The sequence below is a fragment of the Neoaquamicrobium sediminum genome, assembly GCF_013240295.1.
GTDB classification, from domain to species: Bacteria; Pseudomonadota; Alphaproteobacteria; order Rhizobiales; family Rhizobiaceae; genus Aerobium; species Aerobium sediminum.
The window spans coordinates 66,385-88,224 of sequence record NZ_JABETK010000005.1; the positions used below are offsets into that span (position 1 = coordinate 66,385).

At 64.1% G+C, this 21,840-nt stretch carries 16 protein-coding genes and 3 pseudogenes; 6 read left to right on the top strand and 13 right to left on the bottom strand.

Annotated elements, in window-relative coordinates:
- Positions 1-109: 109 nt before the first annotated feature.
- From HK436_RS27995 to traA, 3 genes are read right to left on the bottom strand one after another with little or no spacing between them, the layout of a single operon-like run.
- Positions 110-1,345 carry a conjugal transfer protein TraB gene (locus HK436_RS27995; protein WP_173194908.1) on the bottom strand — a complete coding sequence of 412 codons (1,236 nt, stop codon included), beginning with the start codon at positions 1,343-1,345 and terminating at the stop codon, positions 110-112.
- Positions 1,266-1,799, bottom strand: a complete 534-nt coding sequence (traF, locus tag HK436_RS28000; RefSeq protein ID WP_173194909.1) for a conjugative transfer signal peptidase TraF — start codon at positions 1,797-1,799, stop codon at positions 1,266-1,268. Before traF ends, HK436_RS27995 begins: the two co-directional genes overlap by 80 nt.
- Positions 1,796-5,101, bottom strand: coding sequence for a Ti-type conjugative transfer relaxase TraA (traA, locus tag HK436_RS28005; RefSeq protein ID WP_173194910.1), 3,306 nt, complete (start codon positions 5,099-5,101; stop codon positions 1,796-1,798). The genes traF and traA overlap by 4 nt, the downstream gene beginning before the upstream one ends.
- Before the next feature lie 252 nt (positions 5,102-5,353).
- On the opposite strand from traA, the gene traC reads away from it, so the two are divergent.
- The 4 genes and pseudogenes from traC (at position 5,354) to HK436_RS28025 (ending at position 8,112) form a co-directional block, all read left to right on the top strand.
- Positions 5,354-5,617, top strand: coding sequence for a conjugal transfer protein TraC (gene traC, locus HK436_RS28010; protein ID WP_173194911.1), 264 nt, complete (start codon positions 5,354-5,356; stop codon positions 5,615-5,617).
- 4 nt (positions 5,618-5,621) lie between these two features.
- The gene (gene traD / locus HK436_RS28015; protein WP_173194912.1) at positions 5,622-5,837 is read left to right on the top strand and encodes a type IV conjugative transfer system coupling protein TraD; all 216 of its coding nucleotides are present in this window, start codon (positions 5,622-5,624) and stop codon (positions 5,835-5,837) included.
- Positions 5,824-7,734 (top strand): annotated as a pseudogene (traG, locus tag HK436_RS28020) (Ti-type conjugative transfer system protein TraG). Before traD ends, traG begins: the two are co-directional and overlap by 14 nt.
- A gap of 111 nt (positions 7,735-7,845) precedes the next feature.
- Positions 7,846-8,112 (top strand): WGR domain-containing protein, encoded by a 267-nt coding sequence (locus HK436_RS28025; RefSeq protein WP_173194913.1) that lies wholly within the window; start codon positions 7,846-7,848, stop codon positions 8,110-8,112.
- Between the two features lie 88 nt (positions 8,113-8,200).
- Here the strand turns inward: HK436_RS28025 and HK436_RS28030 are convergent, their stop codons facing one another.
- From HK436_RS28030 to HK436_RS28045, 4 genes are all read right to left on the bottom strand, one after another.
- The gene (locus tag HK436_RS28030) at positions 8,201-8,518 is read right to left on the bottom strand and encodes a DUF736 domain-containing protein (RefSeq protein WP_173194914.1); all 318 of its coding nucleotides are present in this window, start codon (positions 8,516-8,518) and stop codon (positions 8,201-8,203) included.
- 591 nt (positions 8,519-9,109) lie between these two features.
- A complete protein-coding gene (locus HK436_RS28035) occupies positions 9,110-10,051 on the bottom strand; it encodes an adenine nucleotide alpha hydrolase family protein (RefSeq protein ID WP_173194915.1) in 942 nt (313 codons plus the stop codon).
- Entirely contained in the window at positions 10,051-10,983 is a 933-nt protein-coding gene (locus HK436_RS28040) for an ArdC family protein (RefSeq protein WP_173194916.1), read from the bottom strand. The genes HK436_RS28035 and HK436_RS28040 overlap by 1 nt, the downstream gene beginning before the upstream one ends.
- A gap of 238 nt (positions 10,984-11,221) precedes the next feature.
- Entirely contained in the window at positions 11,222-11,407 is a 186-nt protein-coding gene (locus tag HK436_RS28045; protein ID WP_173194917.1) for a hypothetical protein, read from the bottom strand.
- 835 nt (positions 11,408-12,242) lie between these two features.
- Here HK436_RS28045 and HK436_RS28050 point away from each other — a divergent pair.
- Positions 12,243-13,220 (top strand): AAA family ATPase, encoded by a 978-nt coding sequence (locus tag HK436_RS28050; RefSeq protein ID WP_173194918.1) that lies wholly within the window; start codon positions 12,243-12,245, stop codon positions 13,218-13,220.
- Between the two features lie 8 nt (positions 13,221-13,228).
- A complete protein-coding gene (locus HK436_RS28055; RefSeq protein ID WP_173194919.1) occupies positions 13,229-15,715 on the top strand; it encodes a S8 family peptidase in 2,487 nt (828 codons plus the stop codon).
- 250 nt (positions 15,716-15,965) lie between these two features.
- Here the strand turns inward: HK436_RS28055 and HK436_RS28060 are convergent, their stop codons facing one another.
- The 6 genes and pseudogenes from HK436_RS28060 to HK436_RS28090 form a co-directional block, all read right to left on the bottom strand.
- Positions 15,966-16,553, bottom strand: a complete 588-nt coding sequence (locus tag HK436_RS28060) for a hypothetical protein (RefSeq protein WP_173194920.1) — start codon at positions 16,551-16,553, stop codon at positions 15,966-15,968.
- A gap of 503 nt (positions 16,554-17,056) precedes the next feature.
- Positions 17,057-17,374 (bottom strand): hypothetical protein, encoded by a 318-nt coding sequence (locus HK436_RS28065; protein ID WP_173194854.1) that lies wholly within the window; start codon positions 17,372-17,374, stop codon positions 17,057-17,059.
- A gap of 198 nt (positions 17,375-17,572) precedes the next feature.
- Positions 17,573-18,447 (bottom strand): annotated as a pseudogene (locus tag HK436_RS28075) (DUF7007 domain-containing protein); the annotation flags it as partial.
- Positions 18,444-18,915, bottom strand: a pseudogene (locus HK436_RS28080) (UCP036055 family protein). The pseudogenes HK436_RS28080 and HK436_RS28075, both read right to left, overlap by 4 nt.
- 84 nt (positions 18,916-18,999) lie before the next feature.
- A complete protein-coding gene (locus tag HK436_RS28085; protein WP_173194921.1) occupies positions 19,000-20,667 on the bottom strand; it encodes a ParB N-terminal domain-containing protein in 1,668 nt (555 codons plus the stop codon).
- Positions 20,668-20,948: 281 nt separating this feature from the next.
- A complete protein-coding gene (locus HK436_RS28090; RefSeq protein WP_173194922.1) occupies positions 20,949-21,764 on the bottom strand; it encodes a competence protein CoiA in 816 nt (271 codons plus the stop codon).
- Positions 21,765-21,840: the final 76 nt, after the last annotated feature.

Sequence of the window (21,840 nt, forward strand, 5' to 3'; positions counted from 1 at the left end):
CAAATGCTCTCGTGATCGGGCTGTACTTCCGCATTTGAGCTTGGTTCGCGCCATACGGCTTCCGGTCCCTTGACGCTAACTGCACAGCCCGGCCCGTCATCTGCTCATCTCAGATGTTTAACGCCATGATAAGTGGAAGATCAAAGAGTCGTGCCCAGGCAATGGTCGCGGACTTCTGAATAGCGACGATGCTGGTACCGTGTGTCCACCAGCCGTTTCCCGTCGCCACAACGATGTCGGGCACGTAGAGTGCCGATTGCAGAAGGGGCCATACAATGAGCTGCTCGTAGCAGATCAATGGGGCGACCCGTGCGCCACCGAATTCAACGATCGGATTTGCGAAGAAATTCGCTCGCGCACCACCGGTTTCACCGACCAACGCCAGCCAGGGCTGCCACATTGAGACCGGTACCGGCATTCTCTGACGGTAGAGGATGGGCGCTCCCTCACCCGAGATCTCTACCATCACGTTATCGTAGCCCTGCCGGTCGACCAGGATCGCTCCAGCAATTACGACGACGTCGAGTACTTTGATCTCATTGACCCATAGGCGTTCAACGGTCGGCGTCCAGATGCCTGCGGCGCCTTCGGGCAACACCACGACCTTGTAACCTTGCGCCGCCGCTGCCTTCACCGCGGCGATGGTCTCACGATGCTGAAACAACCCCGTATATTTGCCACGCTCGCCCCCGAATTCCGTGTCGACACCGATCCAGCCGTCGGGCACGCTGGGATCTGTCCACACTGCGGCGGACCATGCAAACGCTCCTCCCAAGACGAGCGTTGCGATCGACCAGACCTTCGTGGTCATGGCGAGGAGGCCGATCGCTGCCGCTCCAAGTCCCCACCACCCCCAGCCCGGGAAGACGATGCCGGCGGCCGTGATCGGATGCGCCCAACCCACGATGCCGAAAGGCGGCACGCTCAAGAGGAGCGCCGCGGTGGCATATCGCAGGGTCCGTCCCCTCCCCGGCCGCGATGTCCATAGCACCGCATGCACGACGACGAAGGCGAGCGATGCGCCGAGCCAGAGTGCGAGGCCTTCGGCGATCCCGCTGCCAAAGTAATTGACAACGCCCTGTGGCAGACCGCGCGAGGCCGCAAGGAAATATCCCGCGGATACAATGCCGGCCGCGATCCGGGAGGGAGCATTTGCCCACAGGGCGGGGAACACGAAGGCGAGCGGGAGGGTGAGGGGATTGCCGCTCCAACCGATTGCTCCGGCGGCAACGGCAAGCATCGTGAGACCGACAGTCTTCACGGCGTCAGCGGTGAATGGTGAGGATGGGACGGGCCACGCCGAGGACACCGGCGGCCGGGATCGGCCCGAAATATCTCGAGTCATAGGAACCTGCGAAATCAGAGTGAAGAAAGATGTGACCAGACGGCACGATGCCGCCGGCGAAGGGAATGAGCCCCCTGCCCTCAGCGTCCGCCGCGCGCATCTTGGAGTTGGCGAGCGGTAAGTCATCAACGCTCACCGCGCCGGCGATCTCCACGCGCTGTCCCTGCGTCGCAGCAACCGTCTTGATCAGCGGACTCAGCCATCCTGGACAGAGCCCCAACCGCAGATATCCTCGCTGCCGCGCGAGCGTGAACGCGGACGTTGGCGGCGGGCAGATCATGACGAGATCGCCGACGGCAACCTTGCGGTCGAGCGGCACGATCCGCCAGATCCCGAGCGGGTAGCTTGGGGTAAGATTGATGCGCAGGCCGCCTACGTAGCCGAGGGCGAGCAGGCCGGTCACGGCAGCGGCACCGATCCCGAGAATGGTGAGCGCGCGACGCCTGCGGGTCATTTGAGAACCTGGGACTGACGCTGGCTCTGTCGCAGCGCCTCGGTCTCCTTGAGCGCCTTCATGGTGCGCTCGTGGGCGGCGAGCTGCTGGCCTGTGCGCATGATCGGCCAGGCCGCAGCGAGCTTTTCGCGATCGGCCGCGGGCACGCCGAGGGCTTCCTTCCTGAACACGGCGCCGTTGGTGTCGCGCGCGCCGTTCGAGAGCAAGGTGCGTTCCCCGAACCGCTCGGACACGGCCTTGTTGAAGCCATCGATTTCGGCCCTGGCCATGCGGTCGGCCAGCGCGAACCCGAGTGTTGCCGAAAGATCATTGCGGTCGATCGCGTCGCGCACCTTTTCGAGCACGGCGTGCGCAGCAGGTGAAAGCGCGGGAATGTCGATCGAGGCGCGACGGCGCAGCGCCGTTTCATCGACCTCGAGCCTGCGCGTGGCCGCCTCGCGCAAACGCAGGTAACGTTCGATCTCGCGCCCGAGTGCCGGCACGTTCGCCTCGGCCTCCTGCCGCGCCTGCCGTTCCGCGCGGCTTGCCAGAATCCCTTCACGGCCGCGCAACGCGCCGATAGAGGCGGGCTCACGCGCAAGCTGTCCTAGACGCTCCGAAGCAACTGCAGGGTCGGCGAGGACGGCATCGAAGCGAATGGCGCGAAACGCCGCCTCCGGATCGGAAAAGACCAGACGGAACCGGTCGGAGACCTCCTCCCACTGTCTGGCAACCTCCTTTTCTGCGTGGACCCTCTCGGCCGCGACGTCGGTAATGGATTTGGCGAATGTGGTGACGCCCTTGACCATCGGCTCGGCCTCCTTTTTCGATTGGACGGCGGACAGGGTGGTGTCGAAGAGGCCGATGCGGGTGCCGACGGCGCGAAACTTTCGGCCAAGATCGGCAAGGCGCCGCTTCTGGCGCAGCGTCCAGTCCAGCCGGTCGCGGGCGAGTGTGCGGGCGACGCGCATGAGATGAAGTCCGCGGCTGTTGGCGAAGCTGAGCGCGTGCCGGTAGAAGCGTCCGGCGGCATAATCGAGAGTGGTTTCCTTGGCGTTGCGCCGCGACAGGAGCGTGTCGAGGCCGCCCGCGATCTGGAACGACCGCTCGCCATAAAAAAGCTGGAGATCCTCCCTGTGCCGGGTCATCGCGACATATGTCAGATGCCGGTCCAGCGAGAGCGAGGCGAGCACCTTGACGCGATCGACGGTCGCGCCCTGGCTTTTGTGGATCGTGGTGGCATAGCCAAGATCGAGATTGCGATAAAAGCGCTCCTCGACCTCAATGCGGTGCTTCCCCTCCCCTTCGCCGGTCTCGGCGACGATCCTGCCGGGTCCGGCTTCGACCACCCTGCCGATCATGCCATTCTTGACGCCGAGCGCGCCCTCATTCCTGAGAAACACGATCTGGTCGCCAGCATCGAAATGCCGTGTCCCCTCTTCCGTCTGAAACGCGTGGCCCTCGCCGACAATGCCGCGCTCGACCAGCTTTTCGCGGGCGAGCCGGTTGAGTTCGCGCACATCGCGACGCAGATGGGCCAGGATGAGTGTGGACTTTTCGGGATCATATTCACCGTTCCAGGATGCAATCAGGCTGTCGACCGCCTGGGCCTTCAGCTTTTCCCCGATCACCATGCCGCGGCCCCCATAGGCCGAGAGCGCAGCCGTCACATTGCCGCGCGCCAGATCGACCGAGGCGGTGCGCATCCAGGCATCTTTCTGGCGGTAGATCGTCTCGAGCTCGGCATAGCCGGTGCGCTCGACGATGGCGCGGAAGGCCGCTCCCGCCTCGATCGGTTGGAGCTGCTCGGCGTCGCCGACAAGCACCAGCTTGGCGCCAGCCTTCGAGACCGCCTCGACGAATGTCGCCATCTGCTTCGAGGCGACCATGCCGGCCTCGTCCATGACGAAGATCGTCTTTCTGTCGAGGCGGTTGCGCGCCTCGTTCCAGCGCAGCTCCCAGGATGCCAGGGTGCGGGACGGGATTCCGGCTTCCGTCTCAAGGCCCTCGGCCGCCTTGCCGGCAAGCGCGCCGCCGACCACCGTGTAGCCTGCCGCCTCCCATGCCTCGCGCGCCGCGCGCATCATCGTCGTCTTGCCGGCGCCGGCGCGGCCGACAACGGTGGCAATCCGCGCGCCGGAGGTCGCGTGCTCGATGGCCGTGCGCTGCTCGTCTGAAAGACGGTCGTGACGCGCGAACACGTCGGCAACAATCTTCTTCCGGACGCCGAACCCCTTCGCCTTCACGAGCGCGGACGCGCGGGATACCATCTCCGCTTCAAGGCGGATCAGCTCGCGCGTGGTGAGCTTGTCCGGCAAGCGCGCGCCCGTCGCAAAGTCGACCGTCCCGGATTCGAGACGAAGGCAATCCGGGCTTTGAACGATCCGCGCCAGAAGCTGCTGGAAGGCGCCGGGATCGTCGACATAGCGGTGCAGAACCTTGGCGATGTCGCGCTCGTCGAACACGCTCTTTTCGCGGCTGACGAGATCGAGCACGATTTCCGGCCGGGCCTGAATGCGCTCGGCGTTCACCGCACGCGCAGCCGCATGCGATGCGAGGCGTTCGAGCCTGGTGTCCCTGCCCTCGCGCATCGCCCTGCGCTCGATCGCCTTTGCGCCCGGGCCGATATGGGTCGTGGGCACGAGGTCGATGCCGCGCTCCGCATAGGATCGCCCGTCGACGCGGATCTCAAAGCCGCCGAACGCGAGGTGCTGGTTCTGAAGATCGAGCCAACGTTGCCGCTGCTCGAGGAACTCGGCCTTCTCGCCGGCCCAGAGACGATACTGGATCTTGCCGGTCTTCGTGCGGACCGTCTGGCCGTCAGCACCGATCACGGCGACCTTCTTGGCCCCGAAGCCGCTCTCCGTGAGCGGGCGCAGCGTCGTCATCAGATGGACATGCGGATTGCCCGGATCGTCGTGATAGACCCAGTCGGCAACCTGCCCGCGGCCGAGCACCTGCTCGTGGACGAACTGGCGCACCAACGCGATGTTCTGCGCCTTCGACAGTTCCATCGGCAGGGCGACGATGAATTCCTTGGCGAATTGCGCGTCGGCGCGCTTTTCGAAGGCCTCGACCTTGTTCCAAAATGCTTCGGCGGCGCCCGCGACCGAGCGGTCGGCGATCATCTCACGCGCCCATTTCGGCGCATCGACGGGAAGCAGGAACTCCTCGTGTGCGAGATTGCGCTTGCCCGAATAGTCGACGGTCCTGGCCTCGGCCGCATGTTCCATCTTCGCGCAGTGGCGGTAGGCGGCCGACAGGACGGCGCTACGCCCGTCAGCGCGGCCGATGATCTGGGGCGTGAAGTGTGTGATGGCCACGGTGACAGCGATCCCGGCAGTTGAACGACATTGTTCCGCAGGCCACGCCTCTTCCCGGACGGGTCCGGGCGCTCAACGTCGCGTCAGCGACGTATTACTGCGCCCTTGGAGGCATTCCTTCGGAACGCCGGGATGATCTCTCAAAGCGTCGGCTTCGCCGACCCGTCACTTCTGCCGGGTCGCGCTGCGCGCGATCCCGGCCGATCCTCGCCATCGCCACAAAGCGAATGGTCGAGAAGGAAAGCTACCGGAATGAAGAAGCCGTCATCGAAGATCAGGGAAGAAATCGCCAAGCTGCAGGAGCAGCTCAAGCAGGCTGAAACGCGCGAAGCCGAGCGCATCGGACGGCTCGCGCTCAAGGCCGGTCTCGGCGATATCGAGGTTGAGGAGCGCGCGCTCGTGTCCGCTCTCGAGGAAGTCGCGGTCCGGTTTCGCAAGGGGAGCGGACGGGCGGCCAGGCCAGCGTCGGCGCCGGCCGCGCCTGGCGCGGCTCAGGGGCCGTCTGGCGAGGCTTGAGCGGATGCGACAGGCAAGCCAGTCAGAGGCGCGCAAGAAGGATGCGCGCGAGAAGATCCAACTCGGCGGGCTGATCGCCAAGGCCGGGCTTCGTTACGAGAAGCGCGCTCTCCTGCTCGGCCTCCTCATCGACGGCGCGAGCCGGATAAAGAGCGACCAAACCGAGCGATCGCGCCTGATGGCGATCGGGATGAAGGCGTTCGCCGATGAGCCCGACTAAGCTCGCCATGGTCGCTGCCCCGGTCATCGTCATGGCGGGGGCTTGCCTCGCCCTGACAGGGATGGAGCACTGGCTCGCAAGCTTCGCCCGCACGCCGGACGCGCGCCTGATGCTTGACCGGATCGGCATCGCGCTGCCCTACGCGGTCGCAGGCGGGGCCGGCGTCGTCTTTCTCTTTGCGGCCAGGGGCGCGATCTCGATCCCCCTTGCGGGCTGGGGGTCGTCGCCGGCACGCTGGTGGTGATCACAATCGCCGCGGTCCGCGAGATCGGCCGGCTCGCCGCATTCGCCGCAACGGTGCCGCCAGGCACATCTATTATCGAATACACCGATCCCGCCACGTTGACGGGGGCGGTCGTCGCGGCGGTCGCCGGCGTCTTTGGTTTGCGCGTCGCCATGCGCGGCGATGCCGCCTTCGCGGCAGCTGCGCCCCGCCGGGTCCGAGGCAAACGTGCCATTCATGGGGAGAGCGAGTGGATGACCATTTCTGCTGCCCGGCGCCTCTTTCCCGAGGCCGGCGGCATCGTGGTCGGCGAGGCCTGCCGCGTCGACAGACGAGCGGGCGGCGAGCGCGGTTTCCGCGCTGACGGCCGCGAGACATGGGGTGCTGGGGGAAAGTCGCCGCTGCTGTGCTTCGACGGTTCGTTCGGCTCCTCGCACGGGCTGGTCTTCGCCGGGTCGGGCGGCTTCAAGACCACCTCGGTCACCGTTCCGACGGCGCTCAAATGGGGTGGAGGGCTCGTCGCGCTCGATCCATCAAACGAGGTCGCCGATGGTGATCGGGCACCGGCGCAAGGCCGGCCGATCGGTCTTCGTCCTCGACCCGAAGGAGCCGGGCACCGGGTTCAACGTGCTTGACTGGATTGGGCGGTTCGGCGGAACAAAGGAGGAGGACGTGGTGGCCGTCGCCACCTGGGTCGTGACCGACACGGCCCGCCAGGCTTCGATCCGCGACGACTTCTTTCGGGCGTCCGCGCTCCAGCTCATTACCGTTCTGATCGCCGATGTGTGCCTGTCGGGACATACGGAAAAGGAATACCAGCATCTGCGGCAGATGCGAGCGAACCTATCAGAGCCGGAGCCCAAGCTGCGTGAGCGATTACAGCTGATCTACGACAATTCCGAATCCGCGTTCGTCAAGGAGAACGTTGCCCCCTTCATCGCCATGACGCCCGAGACGTTCTCCGGCGTCTATGCCAATGCGGTCAAGGAGACGCATTGGCTTTCCTATCCGAACTATGCCGCGCTGGTATCGGGCAACAGCTTCTCGACCGACGGTCTGGCGGACGGCGACACCGACGTGTTCCTCAATCTCGATCTCAAGACGCTCGAAGCGCATCCCGGCCTGGCGCGCACCATCATCGGCGCCCTGGCCAACGCAATCTATAACCGGAGTGGCGAGATGAAGGGCCGTACGCTGTTCCTGCTCGATGAGGTCGCACGGCTGGGATATCTCCGCATCCTGGAAACCGCTCGGGACGCCGGCCGCAAATACGGCATTAGCCTGTTGCTCCTGTTCCAGTCCATTGGCCAGATGCGTGAGACCTATGGTGGGCGGGACGCATCGAGCAAATGGTTCGAGTCCGCCTCGTGGATCTCGTTTGCGGCAATCAATGACCCGGAGACCGCCGATTACATCTCGCGGCGCTGCGGCAACACGACGGTCGAGGTGGAGCAGCTCAGCCGGACGTCGCGCATGTCGGGATCGTCTCGAACGCGCTCGCGGCAGCTCTCCGCGCGGCCGCTGATCCTGCCCGAGGAGGTCCTGCAGATGCGTGCCGATGAACAGATCGTCTTCACGGCCGGCAATCCGCCACTCAGATGCGGCCGCGCCATCTGGTTCCGGCGAGAAGATATGATCTCGGTCGTCGGACAGAACCGATTTCAGCGGACCTAGCCAAGAACGGTTCGCGAAGAGCTGTCGGCATCAACGGCATGAATCGATCAGCCTTGATCGATTCAGAAAATGCGTTGGACGACGCCTTCGCGTCGAGCGAGACTTCCGGACATGAACGAACTCCATCCGGTTCATCTTCGCCGCATCGACCCGTCGCAGAACATGCGCCGGTTCTACAGCCTTTCCGTTCAGCCCACATTGTTTGGAGGAGCGTCCCTCGTGCGCGATTGGGGCCGGATCGGAACGCGCGGCCAGTCGATGATCGAAACATTCGACACGCCCGCCGAGGCCGGCGATGCGATGACGAGGCTCGAACGCCGGAAGCGGCGCCGGGGCTATCTCGACCCGTATGCCTCGCGGAGAGGAAGGCGGGAGTGAAGTGGACGACTGGCCTCGAATCTGGCGGCCGTCGGTTCGTCGACGCAGAAATGGCCCCGCCGTCTCGGCGGGGCCGTTGGGGACCTGGTCAGTCCCGGTTGCCGTTGGGGCGGGACCAGATGAGCTGCACGCCTTGCTGGCCTTCCACCTCGATCAGGGTGGCGTAGATCGGAGCCGGGAAGCTCGGGTCGTCCAGCTTGACCGAAAGGTAGTCGCGTTCGGTCTGCTTGGCCTGTTTCTGCCACGCCGCACCTAGCTCAACTGCACCCGAGAAGATGCGGAAATGCGGTCCGTTCTCGGAAGGGTTTTCGACGCGCTCGAAGCGGGCCTTGACGTTGAGCGTTAGAGTTTTGATCGCACCCGTGAAGCCGTTCCGGGTCGTGGTGAAGGTGCCGATGTTGGCCATTGTCGTGTTCCTTTCGAAATTCCGAGCCGCGCCCATCGCGGTCTCGATGGCTGTCGAAAAGATCGGGAACGACCGGCGCGCACCTGGAAGGCCGCAATGAAATGGAGGACGGCCGGTAGGAACTTTCTTGTTTTGCGCGAGGAATGCGAACGCAGGTTCGCAGGGGAAGAAAGTTCCGGACGGGCGTTGCGAAATGCCGGGCGAGGCGGAGCCGATTTCCCGGTCAGACATGCCCCATCGAGACCGCGCCGGGCGAGCTCCAGGACATCGACGTGAAGGGAACACGACCATGGCGCCCGGCCCCAAGCCATTGCGCTTCCGCGACATCGTCGGTGGGATCAATCGCGCGCTCTGCGTCGGCGACGTGCACGGCAGGCCGCCACCCCTGCAAACGGGCTCCATTCGCTCGTTCTCGCGCGCACGACGAGCGGTGCCGTGAGCAGTCGGCCGAAGCACATAACCATCGCCCTGACCGTCCTCCGCTGGTGAATCAGCCTCGGCAGAGTTACGCTTCTGGCATCCGCTGGAAGCCCGCAGCCGGAGGCCCACGATACCCCGCGACCTGACGGCATTCGAAAAGATCGAGGCTGCCTAGACACCACACATGCCCTCGCACTCGTTCGGCCACAGGTCGAGTTGCCCGTGGTCGGACAGCGTCGACAGATCGGCTTCGTCGAGCGGAACGGCGGACCGATGGAGAAAGACCTCTCCCCGAATTCCACGCAATCCCGTCCTTATTGCCCGATCGACCTCGATCGCATCCGACCAGGCATCGGGATCATGATCGCGCATGGCGCGCCAGCGCGCGTTGTCGTGAAACGGACAGCCGATGCAGGCCGATTTCGGCGGTTCAGGGTAATCGTTGCGGCGCAGCCAGGCGAGGCAGTCCCGCCGGCTCATCCGCATTTCGATCAACGGCCAGCGGTTGACCTGCCAGGTTTCGCGGCTCGGCTTCACGCGCATGATCTCGTCTCGCGAGATCCCGATCCATTGCTCGACAACGGGATGGCCAGGCGAGCGCTTGCGGGTCAGCCCCGCAAGCGCCCTGACCTTGCGGCGGATCGGCACGACCTTGAAATCCGTGGTGCATTGACGCCGGATCATGCCGATGGAAACAGTGTCGCGCGTTGTGCGCCGTGTGGAGACCTCGACGAGCGCACCGGCCGCATCCATGTCGAATACCGGCACGGCGGATCCCACCGGGGTGACGTTTTTGGCGAACGCCGGAATCGATGCCCAGCGTTTACCCTTTGCCGCTCCTATGAGCTGATCACGTATGTTGCCCGCCGAAACCACGTGGACGGGGAACGGCAGCACGTTGGGCGAGCGCAGCCAGTCTAGATGGTCATAGACCGCCTTCGGTTCCCAGCCAGTATCGGCGAATATGGCGCAATCTGGCATCGGGCCGATCTCGCCATGGGCGGCCATCAGCGCCAGGGTGGTCGATTGGACGCCGGCGCCGAGCGATAGCACGCGCAGCCGGATGGCGGAGGGCTTGATACCCTCCGCAGCAGCATTCGAAAAGGAAAGCATCAGGCCGCCTCCAACTGTCCCGTGCCGGTGGCGGAGGGCTGCAGACCGTGCAGATAAGTCACGGCCCGTTGCGCATGGGCGGCGGCCTGAAAGATCGCCCGTCGGTCGTCGGAAAGGACGCGCAACCAGCTCGCCACATAGGACGCATGGTCCGGCCGTGGTTCGAGTTCGGGAACGATGCCGAGGTCGGCACAAACCAGTGCCGAGCCAATCTCGGCGACGAGCTCTTCGCGCGCGCGCTCGGTCTTGTCCCTGGCGTAGCGGCTCAGATCGCGGCCAACCCGCTCGGGCCTAGAGGTCCAATGGACCGTCTCGTGACTGAGCACGGCGACATAGGACTCAGCATCCCGGAAGGCCTCGAAGGGCGGCATCTGAATATGATCGCTTGCCGGCGCGTAGAATGCCCGGGCGCCGCCATGCCGGATCACGGCCCCAGTATTGGCGAAGAACCGGTCGGCATGTTCGATCCGCTCGACAGGATCGATGACCTTCTCGGGTCGGTGGTAATAGTGATCGGGAAGTCCGTCGATCTGATCGCAATTGAAGACGGTATACGTCTTGAGGAACGGAATATCGCGCTCCAATTCCTCGCCCTGCGCGTCCGTCTCGGTTTTCGTGAACCGGCTCGCATAGACGACCGTCGCGCCGGTTTCGCCCTTGCGGACTTGTGCGCCGATCTGTGCCGCCTGCCGATAGGTCATCCAGAGCGGTGCCGTGAACCCGCGCGCCAGGCTCTCCGACCACAGCAACAGCACGTTGATGCCGGTGTATGGTTCACCGGTGTGGCGCAGCGGCCGGGTGATCCGTCCGTCGGCATGGCCGGCGCTCCAGGGTTTCACCCATGGCCGCACGCCCTTCTCCAGATCGGCAACGATCTTTTCCGTGATGCGCGTGTAGATATCGGACTTCGCGCCCTTTTCTTTCCTGCTCATTTCAGCCTCCGTATCTGGAGGCCGCGCCGATCGCGGCCCCGTCACGGGGCCGGTTCAGGCGGAGCTTCAGGGCGCGCCTGCACCCGCAGGGCCGGACCGAAGGGGAGGACGGCGCAAGCCGTTGCCGGCGCGGCCGGCTCCGCCCAGGCCACCGGCAGGGACGGGCCGTGGGCGGTTCAAGAAAGAAGGGACGGCGGCGCCGGGCGCCGCCGCTGCGGAAGGTAAACCGAGAGTCGGTTCAGTGGACCGCGTGTCCACCGGTGTAGGGATCGTACTCGAAAAGAATGTCGACCTCGCAGTCCTCGACTTCATCTGCGGGGAGTACCCGGTACGCGTCGTCGGACTGGAAAAGGACGACCGGGGTCATCAGGGTGCGGGCGAGTGTCCAGGCGTGGTTCTGGGCGAGGGAAAGATCGTGCGACATCCGAGGGCTCCATCGTTGGAGCGGGCCAATTCCCGCTCTGATGGCTCCGTCAGTGTGCGGCAAGCGGACGCGGTCACCGTGCAGGCGTCAGCCAAACGGCCGCAGCTTCGCTAGCGGACCCTTTATGGGTTGATCGTGGAAGTTCCGCGGCCGCACCAGGAATGCCATCCCTGAAGAGCGGGATTGGATCGTCCTCAGGGGGTCAGCCCGATGCTGCGCGTTTTCGTGCAGGGGGCAGGCACCGGCGCTTCAGGCGGTACCCTGCTTGCCCGACCACTGCGTCAGTCTCAGAGCTGACGTGTGGCGCTCAAATGAGAGGAGCGCTTTGGCCCGACATTTCGATGCCCGGAACAACACATCGATCCTCGTCTGTGGCGCCGTGAACGGACCGGCGGCCGTTCGGGAGCGAGGCTCGGACCGAAGACATTTGCCTGCCTTCGAAATACAGAGCGAATTCAGATCTCGTCCGGCGCCATTTACGAACAAGACTTGGCACTGCGCGCGGGATCGCTCCATTTCTCAGTGAGCGGTGTCGGGGACTTCATGACCGGGATGCTGCGGATAACAGTAGCCCCAGCCGCATGCTCAGCGTCTTGTGAACTTCTTATATTCGGATTTTGAGGCAACGATGTTTTAATATCTATTTGTAAGGCGTTGATACAATACTAGTCGCGCGGAATCAGATTTTACATATGATGCACAACCGGAGCCGAATAGACATACCAGACCGCGATCCGCGCTTGCGCGGCAAGCGGTTTTGCGACATCAGTCGGCTGATCGTGTTCGCGGCCCGTTCCTGTCAGACGTATGGCCGAATTAACGCAATGGACCGGATATGACGGCCTCAAAGCATCTCATAGCGCTCCTGAAGAGCCACATCGCTCGCGATGACGATCAGTTCCTGTCCATCGCGATGCAGGCGGCTGCCCATGAGGCGCGCAAAGGTCACGGCCAGGTTGCTCAGCAATTGCGGGCGCTCGTCGATCAGGCACGCAGCGGCAAGGTCGAGCGGGCGCGCAGGCCGGTTCCTATCGCACAGCCTAAAGGCGATCTCGCCGCGCTGGTATCGGTCAGTTTTTCAGAGACGCGGCTTGCAAGCATGGCTTTGACCGACGAACTGGAGCTGCGCCTCAAGAGAGTGCTTACCGAGCAGCGCCAGCAGCACAAGCTGGTCGAGCGCGGATTACAGCCGCGGCGGAAGCTTCTCCTTGTCGGCCCGCCCGGGTCCGGAAAGACCATGACCGCCGGCGCCCTGGCCGGCGAGTTGCATTTGCCGCTCTTCACTGTCGTCTTCGACACCCTGATTACAAGGTTCATGGGCGAGACCGCCTCCAAGCTGCGGATCATATTCGACGCGATGGCCGAAACGCGTGGTGTTTACTTTTTTGATGAGTTCGACGCGATCGGTTCACGGCGATCCGAGCGCAATGATGTCGGGGAAATCCGCCGCGTCCTGAATTCGTTTCTCCAGTTTCTGGAGAAAGACGACAGCGACAGCCTCATCATCGCCGCCACGAACCATGTGGAACTGCTCGATCCAGCCCTGTTCCGGCGCTTTGACGACGTGATCCAGTACGGCCTCCCCGACGAAGGTGTGACACTGAAGATTCTTCAATCGCGGTTGGTTGGTTTTGAAGCCGATAAGCTTGACTGGGGCAAGGCTGTCGAGCTTACCGCGGGTCTAAGCCAGGCCGAAATCTCCCGCGCGGCTGACGAGGCCGCAAAGCGGGCGATACTGGCCGATCGCAGCAATGTCACCGACGAGGACTTGTCAGTCTCCATACAGGAGCGGGGTTCGGCAGCGCATAGGTAACGGTACTGATGCCGAACGGGGAACAGCGGAATCTCAAGCACATTTATATTACCGGTAACGGGCGGCGGGAGCAGTTCACGTGGCCAAGAGGCGGAGGCGGTGAAGTTGTGCTTCCGGAGCGCAATCGCGCGCAGCATGCGGCTCGGCTGGAACAGGCGTTGACATCCGCGATTGCCGCCGCAGCCGAGCAGGCCGCAGCGCGCAATCCGGATATTGCCGGCGGGCAGGCCGGCTTCTATCTCGAATTCGATATAGGCAAAGAGCAGCGTGCGCTGCTCGACAAGCTCGAAGACAAGCGTGGCAAGGATCATATCGAGCTGGTGGCTGTGCGGCCCGCAGAGGCCGATCCGGAAACGCGCCTGTCGGCCACGGTGTTCGTTCCGGAGGCCAAGCGGGAACTCTACCTCAAGAAGGTCGAAGATTATAGGACGCAGGAGACGCCAACAGGCAAGCCCAAGAACCAGCCGCTTGTCGCTTCCTTGGAAGACGTGCGGCTTGCTCATGCCCGCTCGCTCTTCACCGATGACATTCAGCTGTTTCCGGCGGCAGGACAGCAGGCCTGGTGGGAAGTCTGGTTGCGCACGGGAGGCCGGCCCATCCTTGAACATGCGGCGAACATTCTCGACATCGTGCTGAGAGAGCATGTCGTTCGCTTCCCCGAGCGCGAGGTCGTGCTCGTGCTCGCGACGCCCAATCAGATCGGCATGATCGTAGCCAATACCGACGCTATTGCCGAACTCCGGCTCGCAAGAGATACGCCATCCGTATTTCTGGCGATGGATCCTGCTGAGCAGCGAGACTGGAGTGACGAACTAACCGACCGGTTGGAAGTGCCTGATGCGGACGCGCCATCAGTGTGCATTCTCGACTCCGGTTCGACGCGGATTCACCCCTTGATTGAACCGGTCCTCGATGCAGGAGACCAACAGTCATGGAACGGGGTTTGGCCGGTGGAGGACACGAGCCCGACATGGCGGGGACACGGAACGAAAATGAGCGGTCTTGCCCTGTATGGGGACCTTACCAATCCGCTTGTCAGTGCCGATCCGATCAGCCTCAGCCACGCGCTGGAGTCAGTTAAGATCTTGCCGGACCAAGGCGGCAATGATCCCGATCTGTACGGATACATCACGGCGGAAGCGATCAGCCGCGCCGAAATACAAGCACCGGAACGTTCGCGGGTGTTCTGTCTTGCCGTCACCAGTGCGGGCGATCATTGGCGCGGGCGTCCGTCTTCATGGTCTGCGGCGCTTGATGAGTTGGCCTATGGCGAAGGAGAAGTTCAGCGCATCGTTGCTGTTTCGGCAGGCAACGTGAACGCCCTTTATCCGGCAGCCGAGTATCTCGATCAGAATGATGCGGCGCCGATCGAAAGCCCGGCACAGGCGTGGAACGTGCTGACGGTGGGGGCGGTGACTGAAAAATGCACCATCACCGATGCGACCTTTGCCGGCTGGAGCCCGCTGGCCGCTGTAGGCGATCTTTCGCCACTCAGCCGGACATCGGTGCCATGGCAACATGAGTGGCCGATCAAGCCGGATGTTGTCTTCGAGGGTGGCAATTACGGCGTCAACCCTGCAAACGGCGACAGCGATCATCTGGATGATCTTACCTTGCTGACGACGAACAATCGTTTGCAGGCCGGTTACTTCAACGTCATCGCGGACACGAGCGCTGCAACTGCCCTAGCTTCTCGCATGGCAGCGCAGGTTTTGGCCGACCGGAAGGAGCTTTGGCCCGAAACGGTAAGGGGGTTGATTGTTCATTCCGCTGACTGGACTCCAGCCATGCGCGGACATCTTCCGGTTAATCCGAAACAGAATCATAAACGCGTGCTGCTGCGCCGTTACGGATACGGCGTGCCTGATTTGGCCAGGGCGATCCGTAGCCAGAACAATGATGTCACGCTTGTGATCGAGAATACGATGCAGCCCTTCTTCCTGGACGGCTCAACGATCAAGACACGCGACATGATTTTCCACGATCTGCCGTGGCCGGTGGAAACGTTGGAGGGCCTCGGTGAGGAACAGGTCGAGCTGCGCGTGACGCTGAGCTATTTCATTGAGCCAAATCCGGGAGAGCGGGGCTGGACGAAACGCCACCGCTACGCCTCGCACGGTCTTCGTTTTGCTGTGAAGCGGCCCGAAGAGGACGTGGATACCTTCCGTGGACGCATCAATGCGGCCGCGCGTGAAGAGGAGGATGGCGCTTACGGCGGTGGACAGGACGATGGATGGGTCCTGGGGCCGCGCCTTCGGGATCGGGGCTCCCTTCACTCGGACGTTTGGGAGGGTACGGCTGCCGACCTTGCCAATCGCCACGGCATAGCGGTCTATCCGACCGGCGGCTGGTGGCGTGAGAAAAAGCGTCTCGAACGCTATGACAGGGAAGTGCGCTATGCCCTCATTCTTACCCTGCGAGCGCAGACGACCATCGATCTCTACACCGAAATCTCCAATGCGATCGGCGTAGACGTCGAAGTGGAAACGGCCTGAGATGGCGAGCCAGGGTCGAATCTCTTCTAACCCAGAACGCGATGAGGCTTGCGAGGGCCACAGCGGACCGGAAGTTGTGGGCGAGCTTGCCGCACCAAGAGTGCGTTCATCATAGCCTGCATCGTCGTTCACAACGTAAGGAATCTGATGTGCTACACGCCATCAAAATCCTGATCGGGGTCGGGGCCATAGAACGGTAATACACGCGGACCTGTTTTGATGGGCGGAGCCGGAGCTCCGCCCGAGCCGCTCAGCCAAGGGCCGCCATCTGCATTTCGGCTGCCTTGCGATCGACGGTCTGCCCGGGGTTTTCGACATGGCGTTCGAAGGGCTTCCAGGCTTCGCCGACGACCTCTTCGTAGCCAGCCACCACACCTTCGGCTGCGCAACGGAGCGCATGGGCCTGAATGCCCATGTCGGCCGCGAATTCGCGCTTGCGCTGGGCCGCGCTGTCGAAACCGACAGGACCGTCGAGGTCCGCGTCGCGGTCGTCGTTGGCGTTTCTGGCCGTGGCGTCGCGGGCTTCCGAGACCGACCGGGAATAGAACTGCCCGGCGCCGTGGGCTGAACCGACATAGGAGCCGACGATCCGCTGGAGATGGATCTGCATGGCCCGTTCGCCGAGGCCTTCGTTCAAGGAGTCGGCCGTGTCGATGATGACCTTGCGATGGAGATGGCGGATGCCGTCGCTGTCGATAACGGGGAGGCCGAAGCTTTCGGCAATAAGGGATGCCTGGGCGCTGTCGGGACAGGAGAGGCGTACCATTTCGAGGGAGACGCCCTTTCGGAGCTGGACGACCTTGCTGGATTGACGGCTGGAACGAGCGGTTCTGGTCATGTGAGAGTCCTTTCCTTCATGGTTTGGCCGAAGGCTCGAGCCGGCCCTTGCCGGCCCTCCCTTCGGGCGCGGTCCGGAAAAACCGGCGGAAGGAGGAGGCGTCAGGGTCCGTGCGGACCAAAGCCGAGCGGACTAGCCTTGCGGGCAAGCAGGGCATATTGCCCTCGCGCCGTCCCGCTGGGCTGGTTTGTCGAGGCTGGTGCGCATGGCCGCTCCGCGGCGCGCCAGCGGCCTTGAAGGCTCCGGCCGCCGGTTTAGGACCGAAGCCAAAACCGAAGGGAGACCGGCAGGGGGTGGCGTTCCACCGAAGCTGACCCATGAAGGAAATGACGATGACCCGGACCGCCCGCCCGTCATCCCGAGAGGCTGGACACCCCGGCATCCTGCGGCCGAACACTGCTGTCCTCACAATTCCTCCTGAGGATGGCGGTCGCACACGCCCGACGAGCGAGCTCCCGTGAAACGGTATCGATCGAGTCAGTTCCTTCGACGTATGGAAGGTATCACCTGACCGGCGCCTTGCATGCGGGATCGAGGCCTGGACGGGCAGATCCGGGTCGTTTTTCCGCGCTTGGCTCTCGCGCGGTGCTCCATTCGGGAAACGGTGTTGCTCCCGGCGTGTAGTCGGCCGGAATCACGACAGGTGCCATCGATGCGGCGAGGTCTTCGCCGGCGACGGCCCAATCGACTATCGTGCCGGCCGCCGGAACAGCTGCTGCACAACGGTCGAACTGGTTCTCCAAAGCCACTGCGACAGCCGAACGGGGACTGGCGGCCTGCGTGTCGACGAGGATGTGTACCGCGACGAGAAAGGTGGTCATCGGTTGGGTCTCCGTGCTGGATGATTGAAGCGTGGCGCGCGGATCGAGACGAGCACCGCGCGCTTCCAGGCATCGGCGCCTGTGAAGCGATGGCGATGGCGCGTGTGTTGGACGACAAGACGGGGATGTGCGCCCTCCATCCCGAACGCAGCCCGCCAGCCGAAGCGGACCGCGATCGCTTTCCATGGGATGGACATCACCTCCCCCGGCGACAAAGCTCGAGGGCCCGCCATAGGATGCGTGGCGCGCCGGATCGACGACGAAGCCAAAACGGCCGACCTCGTACTCGCCGGCCGGGACCAGAAAGCGCCGGCGCTCGATACCCTCGCCACGGCCTCCACCCAATGTGGCGACCACCTCAACGAAACCATCGTGGTGCTCTGAGCTGATTGCCGAGACGACAACCCAGTCCCCCTATGTAGCGCCTCGAAGGCCCGGCGATCCTTCTCGCGGGATTCGCCGGGCTGCAGAACGGTTCCGAAGATCGCCTCCCAGGCGTCCGGCCAGGAGTCCTTCCGGGTCTGCTCGGCATATCGCCGTTCGAACCCGGTGAACAGGTGCGGGAAGGTGATCGCAACGATCGCCCATTCGGCGTCTTCCTCGTACCAGCCGTCCTTTTTCCGGAGCCTGGAGTCGACGCTGGCATTGCGGGCGCCCGAGAGATGGAAACCGCCATGTCCGGCTGTCGAATGGCAGATGATGCCCTCGGCGAAGACCGTCGCGCCCTGCGAGGGTCCCCACGGCGTATAGGCGCGGGAGCGCATTTCCCGGCGGCCGAGCGCGCGCTTCTCGCGCTGGTGCTCGGCCTGTTCGAGCACCTTTGCCCTGAATTCCGGCTCGTCCGCGAGTTGGCCACCATGCCCGTAGAAGTCATTGCGCGTGAGTTCCGCCAGCGGCCGGCGCGCGCACCAGCATGTGGCGAGAAAATACTGGCCGACGCGTCCGGGCAGCATGGCGAAGGCGGTGTCATCGACGCGCGCCACGGGAAACCCTTCGGCGCTGATGCCGAAGCGAACCCCCGACTGGTCCGACGCTCCGCCCGGCCGAGGGTGCGATGAATGAGAACGGATCATGCCGCCCTCCCCTCGACCTGATCGGCCGCGGCCTCGTCGGCGGTCACCTCACGGAGCATGGCATTTGGATAGCCATTCCGCGACAACCATTCATCGGCGGCCTGACGGTTGGCCGCGACATGGACGAGCTCGGCCTCATCGCCGGGGCGGTCGAGCACGAGGACGGAGCCGATGGCGGGCCGTTCGACCACAGTGAAGGCGAGGTCGCTATCGACCGAAAGGGTCTTGAAGACCCGCAGGACGATCACCGCCTTGCTGCCGAAATCCCCCTCATGAAGCGTAATCGCGGCCGGTATCGTGGTTTCGCCGACGCGCGTGCCAGTCTGTTTCCTGACGAGCCGGCCGGTGTTGTTGCGACTCTCCCAGGCCCGCAGCTTGCGCCGATGGCGCTCGGGGGCCGCGGGTGCCGTCGGAATAGCGGATGATCGCGCCCAGCGGCACGTGGTCAAAGATCAGTTGTGCGGACATGATGTCCTCCGGTTGTGGATTCTGAAACGAAGCCGCCGCCGGGGAAGACCGGCGGCGGAAAGACATTCGAAAGAGAAGGACGGGCTATTCGGCGGCCTCGCGGAACCCCTCGCTGTCGTCGTGGTCCGGGTCGACCGGTTCGGCGTCCGTGCCGTCCGGCTCCTCGTCCTCCTCGGTGACCGTGTTGGACGCGAGCCACGCGGCGAGCGCGTCGCGGTCGGGTGCGAAGAACGCCGAGGGATGAACGAAAGTCTGCTCGTTGAACGCCTCGACCAGCGCCGTCCGCGTATCCTTGACCCGGGCCCGGGGCAGGACGGACGTGCCTTCGCACGATGCTTCGAGGGCGGAGCGCGACAGGCAGGACAGAAATTCTTCCGTGCCCATGTTCGGCAGAAAGCCGTCGGCGCCGATCACATCGCCCGCGGCGCGAGCAACGATGCCGCTATTGGTCCGGTTCTCCTGGCAGGAGAGCACCTCGATCAGCATGGACCGGACCGCGACGCGCAGGGTCTCCATGTCGAAGGAGAGCTTGCCCTTGGCGTCGAAGAGCGCCGCCGCGTGACGCGCGATCCGTCGGTTGCCATAGTGATAATCGTCTCCGCCTCCATTGGCGGAGTCCACCCTGACATTCTGGCCGGCGAAGGCGAGAACCAGCAACGCCATCAGCGTGTCGTCCTCGATCGGGGCACGGCCGAGTGCCTCGTGAAGGGCGTCGGTGCGGAAGTCCCCGATCATCTCGATGCCCTTGCGGGTAACGTCGGGCCGCGTCTTGGGCATCACGACGGCATCCTCGTCCGGGGTCCCGTTGCCCTTCACGGCTTTAGGCTCGGGCATCCGGAAGTGAACGGTCTGCACCTTACCGTCGCGATCGAGATACATGGCGGTGTGATCGGATTTCTTGGGCTTGCCGTAGACGCGCTCGGCCTTCTTGGGCAGCTCCGGCTGGCCCCAGGTGTTGGCCTCAGTGATGACCCCCTTCTTGGGCAGGTTCCGCGTCATCCACTCCTGCTGGGCACCGAGATAGGCCTCGACATTGGTGGTGTAGCGGCTGTCCTCGTCGGCGGGCGCGAACAGATCCTCGACCCAGGAAATGCCATAGGCCTGCGTGAGTTCGTCGTCGAAACTCGCATCGCGCGCATACATGCGGGTCTTGGAGAGACCGTTGGCGACGCTCCACCAGGAGACCTGCGGATCGCCCTTGCCGGGCTTGTGGGCCTTCCAGACCTCCTTCTGCTCGTCGACCGAGGCGGCCGCGATTGTGCGGAGCTGGGTTTCATTGGGCATGTCGCCCCTGGCCATATGATCGAGCATGGCCGGCAGCACATTGGCGAGAAGCCGGAGCTTCTTGATCTGGCGCACCGAAAGTGCGAGCGCGACGGCGATCGCCTCTTCGGTCCAGCCGATGGCAACGAGGCGCTCGATCGCGCGCCACTGGTCGACCGGATTGAGCCCTTCATGGGCAAGCGTTTCAACGAGCGAACGCATCGCGCCGCCATCCTCGGCGGCCTCTCCGACAATGACCGTGATCTCTTCGAGACCGGCGGCGATCGCCTGTTTGACGCGGCGATGCCCGGCCTGGATGACAAAGCCGTTGCCGCCATCCGGCTGAGGCGCCACGACTGGCGGCTGCACGATGCCGACCGCCTTGATCGTTGCGAGCAGCAGCGCATCGGCCTGGGGATTGGATTTCGAGCGGCGGGCCTTGTCGGGGTTTTCGACGAGCGCGCGCGGATCGACGAGCTTGATTTCCATCGGGATGCTCCTTTCGGGGTTCGGGAGCCGGCACCACGCCGGTCCCTTTTCGTCTTCTTGCCGAAGACACCCCCGGCCCGCGGAGCGGACGGGCCGGTGCAACTGCGCCGGAGCATCCCTGCCCGGCAGGGCGAGCAGGGCTGGCAGCCCTGCGCAGGACGACGCGGCCGGGATTGCGAGCGGTGCGGTTGAGGTGAAACCGTCAGCGGCCTGGCTGCTCTGCGAGGGGTATTTCTTCCTCCCCCTCCCCTGTCATGTTTCGGGCTCTTGACCGCAGGTCGTCAGAACCGCCGCCGTGGCCGCGGCCTTCTCCACACGCGCCTGCGCTTCCATCGTTTTCCGGATGGGAGCCGGCGGGCCTCCTGCATCGCCGCCACGCGTGCCGCCCGGAATCGTGCCTGAAGGACGCCGACGATCTGTGCCGCGTCCAGTATCTGCGGACCCTCGTGCGCGGCCCGCACGAGACCTCGCCGGCCGAGCGCCACAACGACGCCGTGGCCGTCCGCCCGGCCTGGCAGAATCCCCCAAAGATAACGCTCGATGGGCGTGGCATCCGGCGCAACGGGTTCCGCACCCGCGAAATCGAAAAAGGCGGGAGCCCGGCAATCGATCCAGTTCGGCGGAAAGCACTCTCCCGGGAAGGCGAGCGTGTAAATTCCCCTCCAGGGCGTGGGCCGCAGCATTTGCCCACCTGCAGCAAAGCGCGGCGCATCGCGCTTGAGGCGGGTGCCGTCAACCACCCAGATCCGGTTCGGATAGAAGGCCGCGCGCGCGGCCCGTTCGTCGGGCCGCAAGTGGGAGTGCTGGAATTCGAGCACCAGACCGTGACCGGTCCTGACGTCGGCGATGTGCCGCTCGCCGTCGGCGGCAACATGGACGAACTCCTGCCAACCGGCCGGAAATCGGCTCTTCCATTGGCGATGCCATCGGGTTTCGGGCTCCCACCAGTGATCGCAGGTTCGCCTGCCGCGATGCGCCCAGTGATGGACGCGGCGGTCGCCGCATTTGGCGACCATGGGCTGTCCGCAGCCCGGGCACAGGGCAGAAAGACCGTGGCTGGCTTCGACGCATTCGTTGTTGACCAATGCATAGCGCATGTCCGACTCCATATATATTGAGACGCATCCGCCAGTGTGGCGGGCGCAGATTGTTTGTTTTGGATGGAAGCAAACC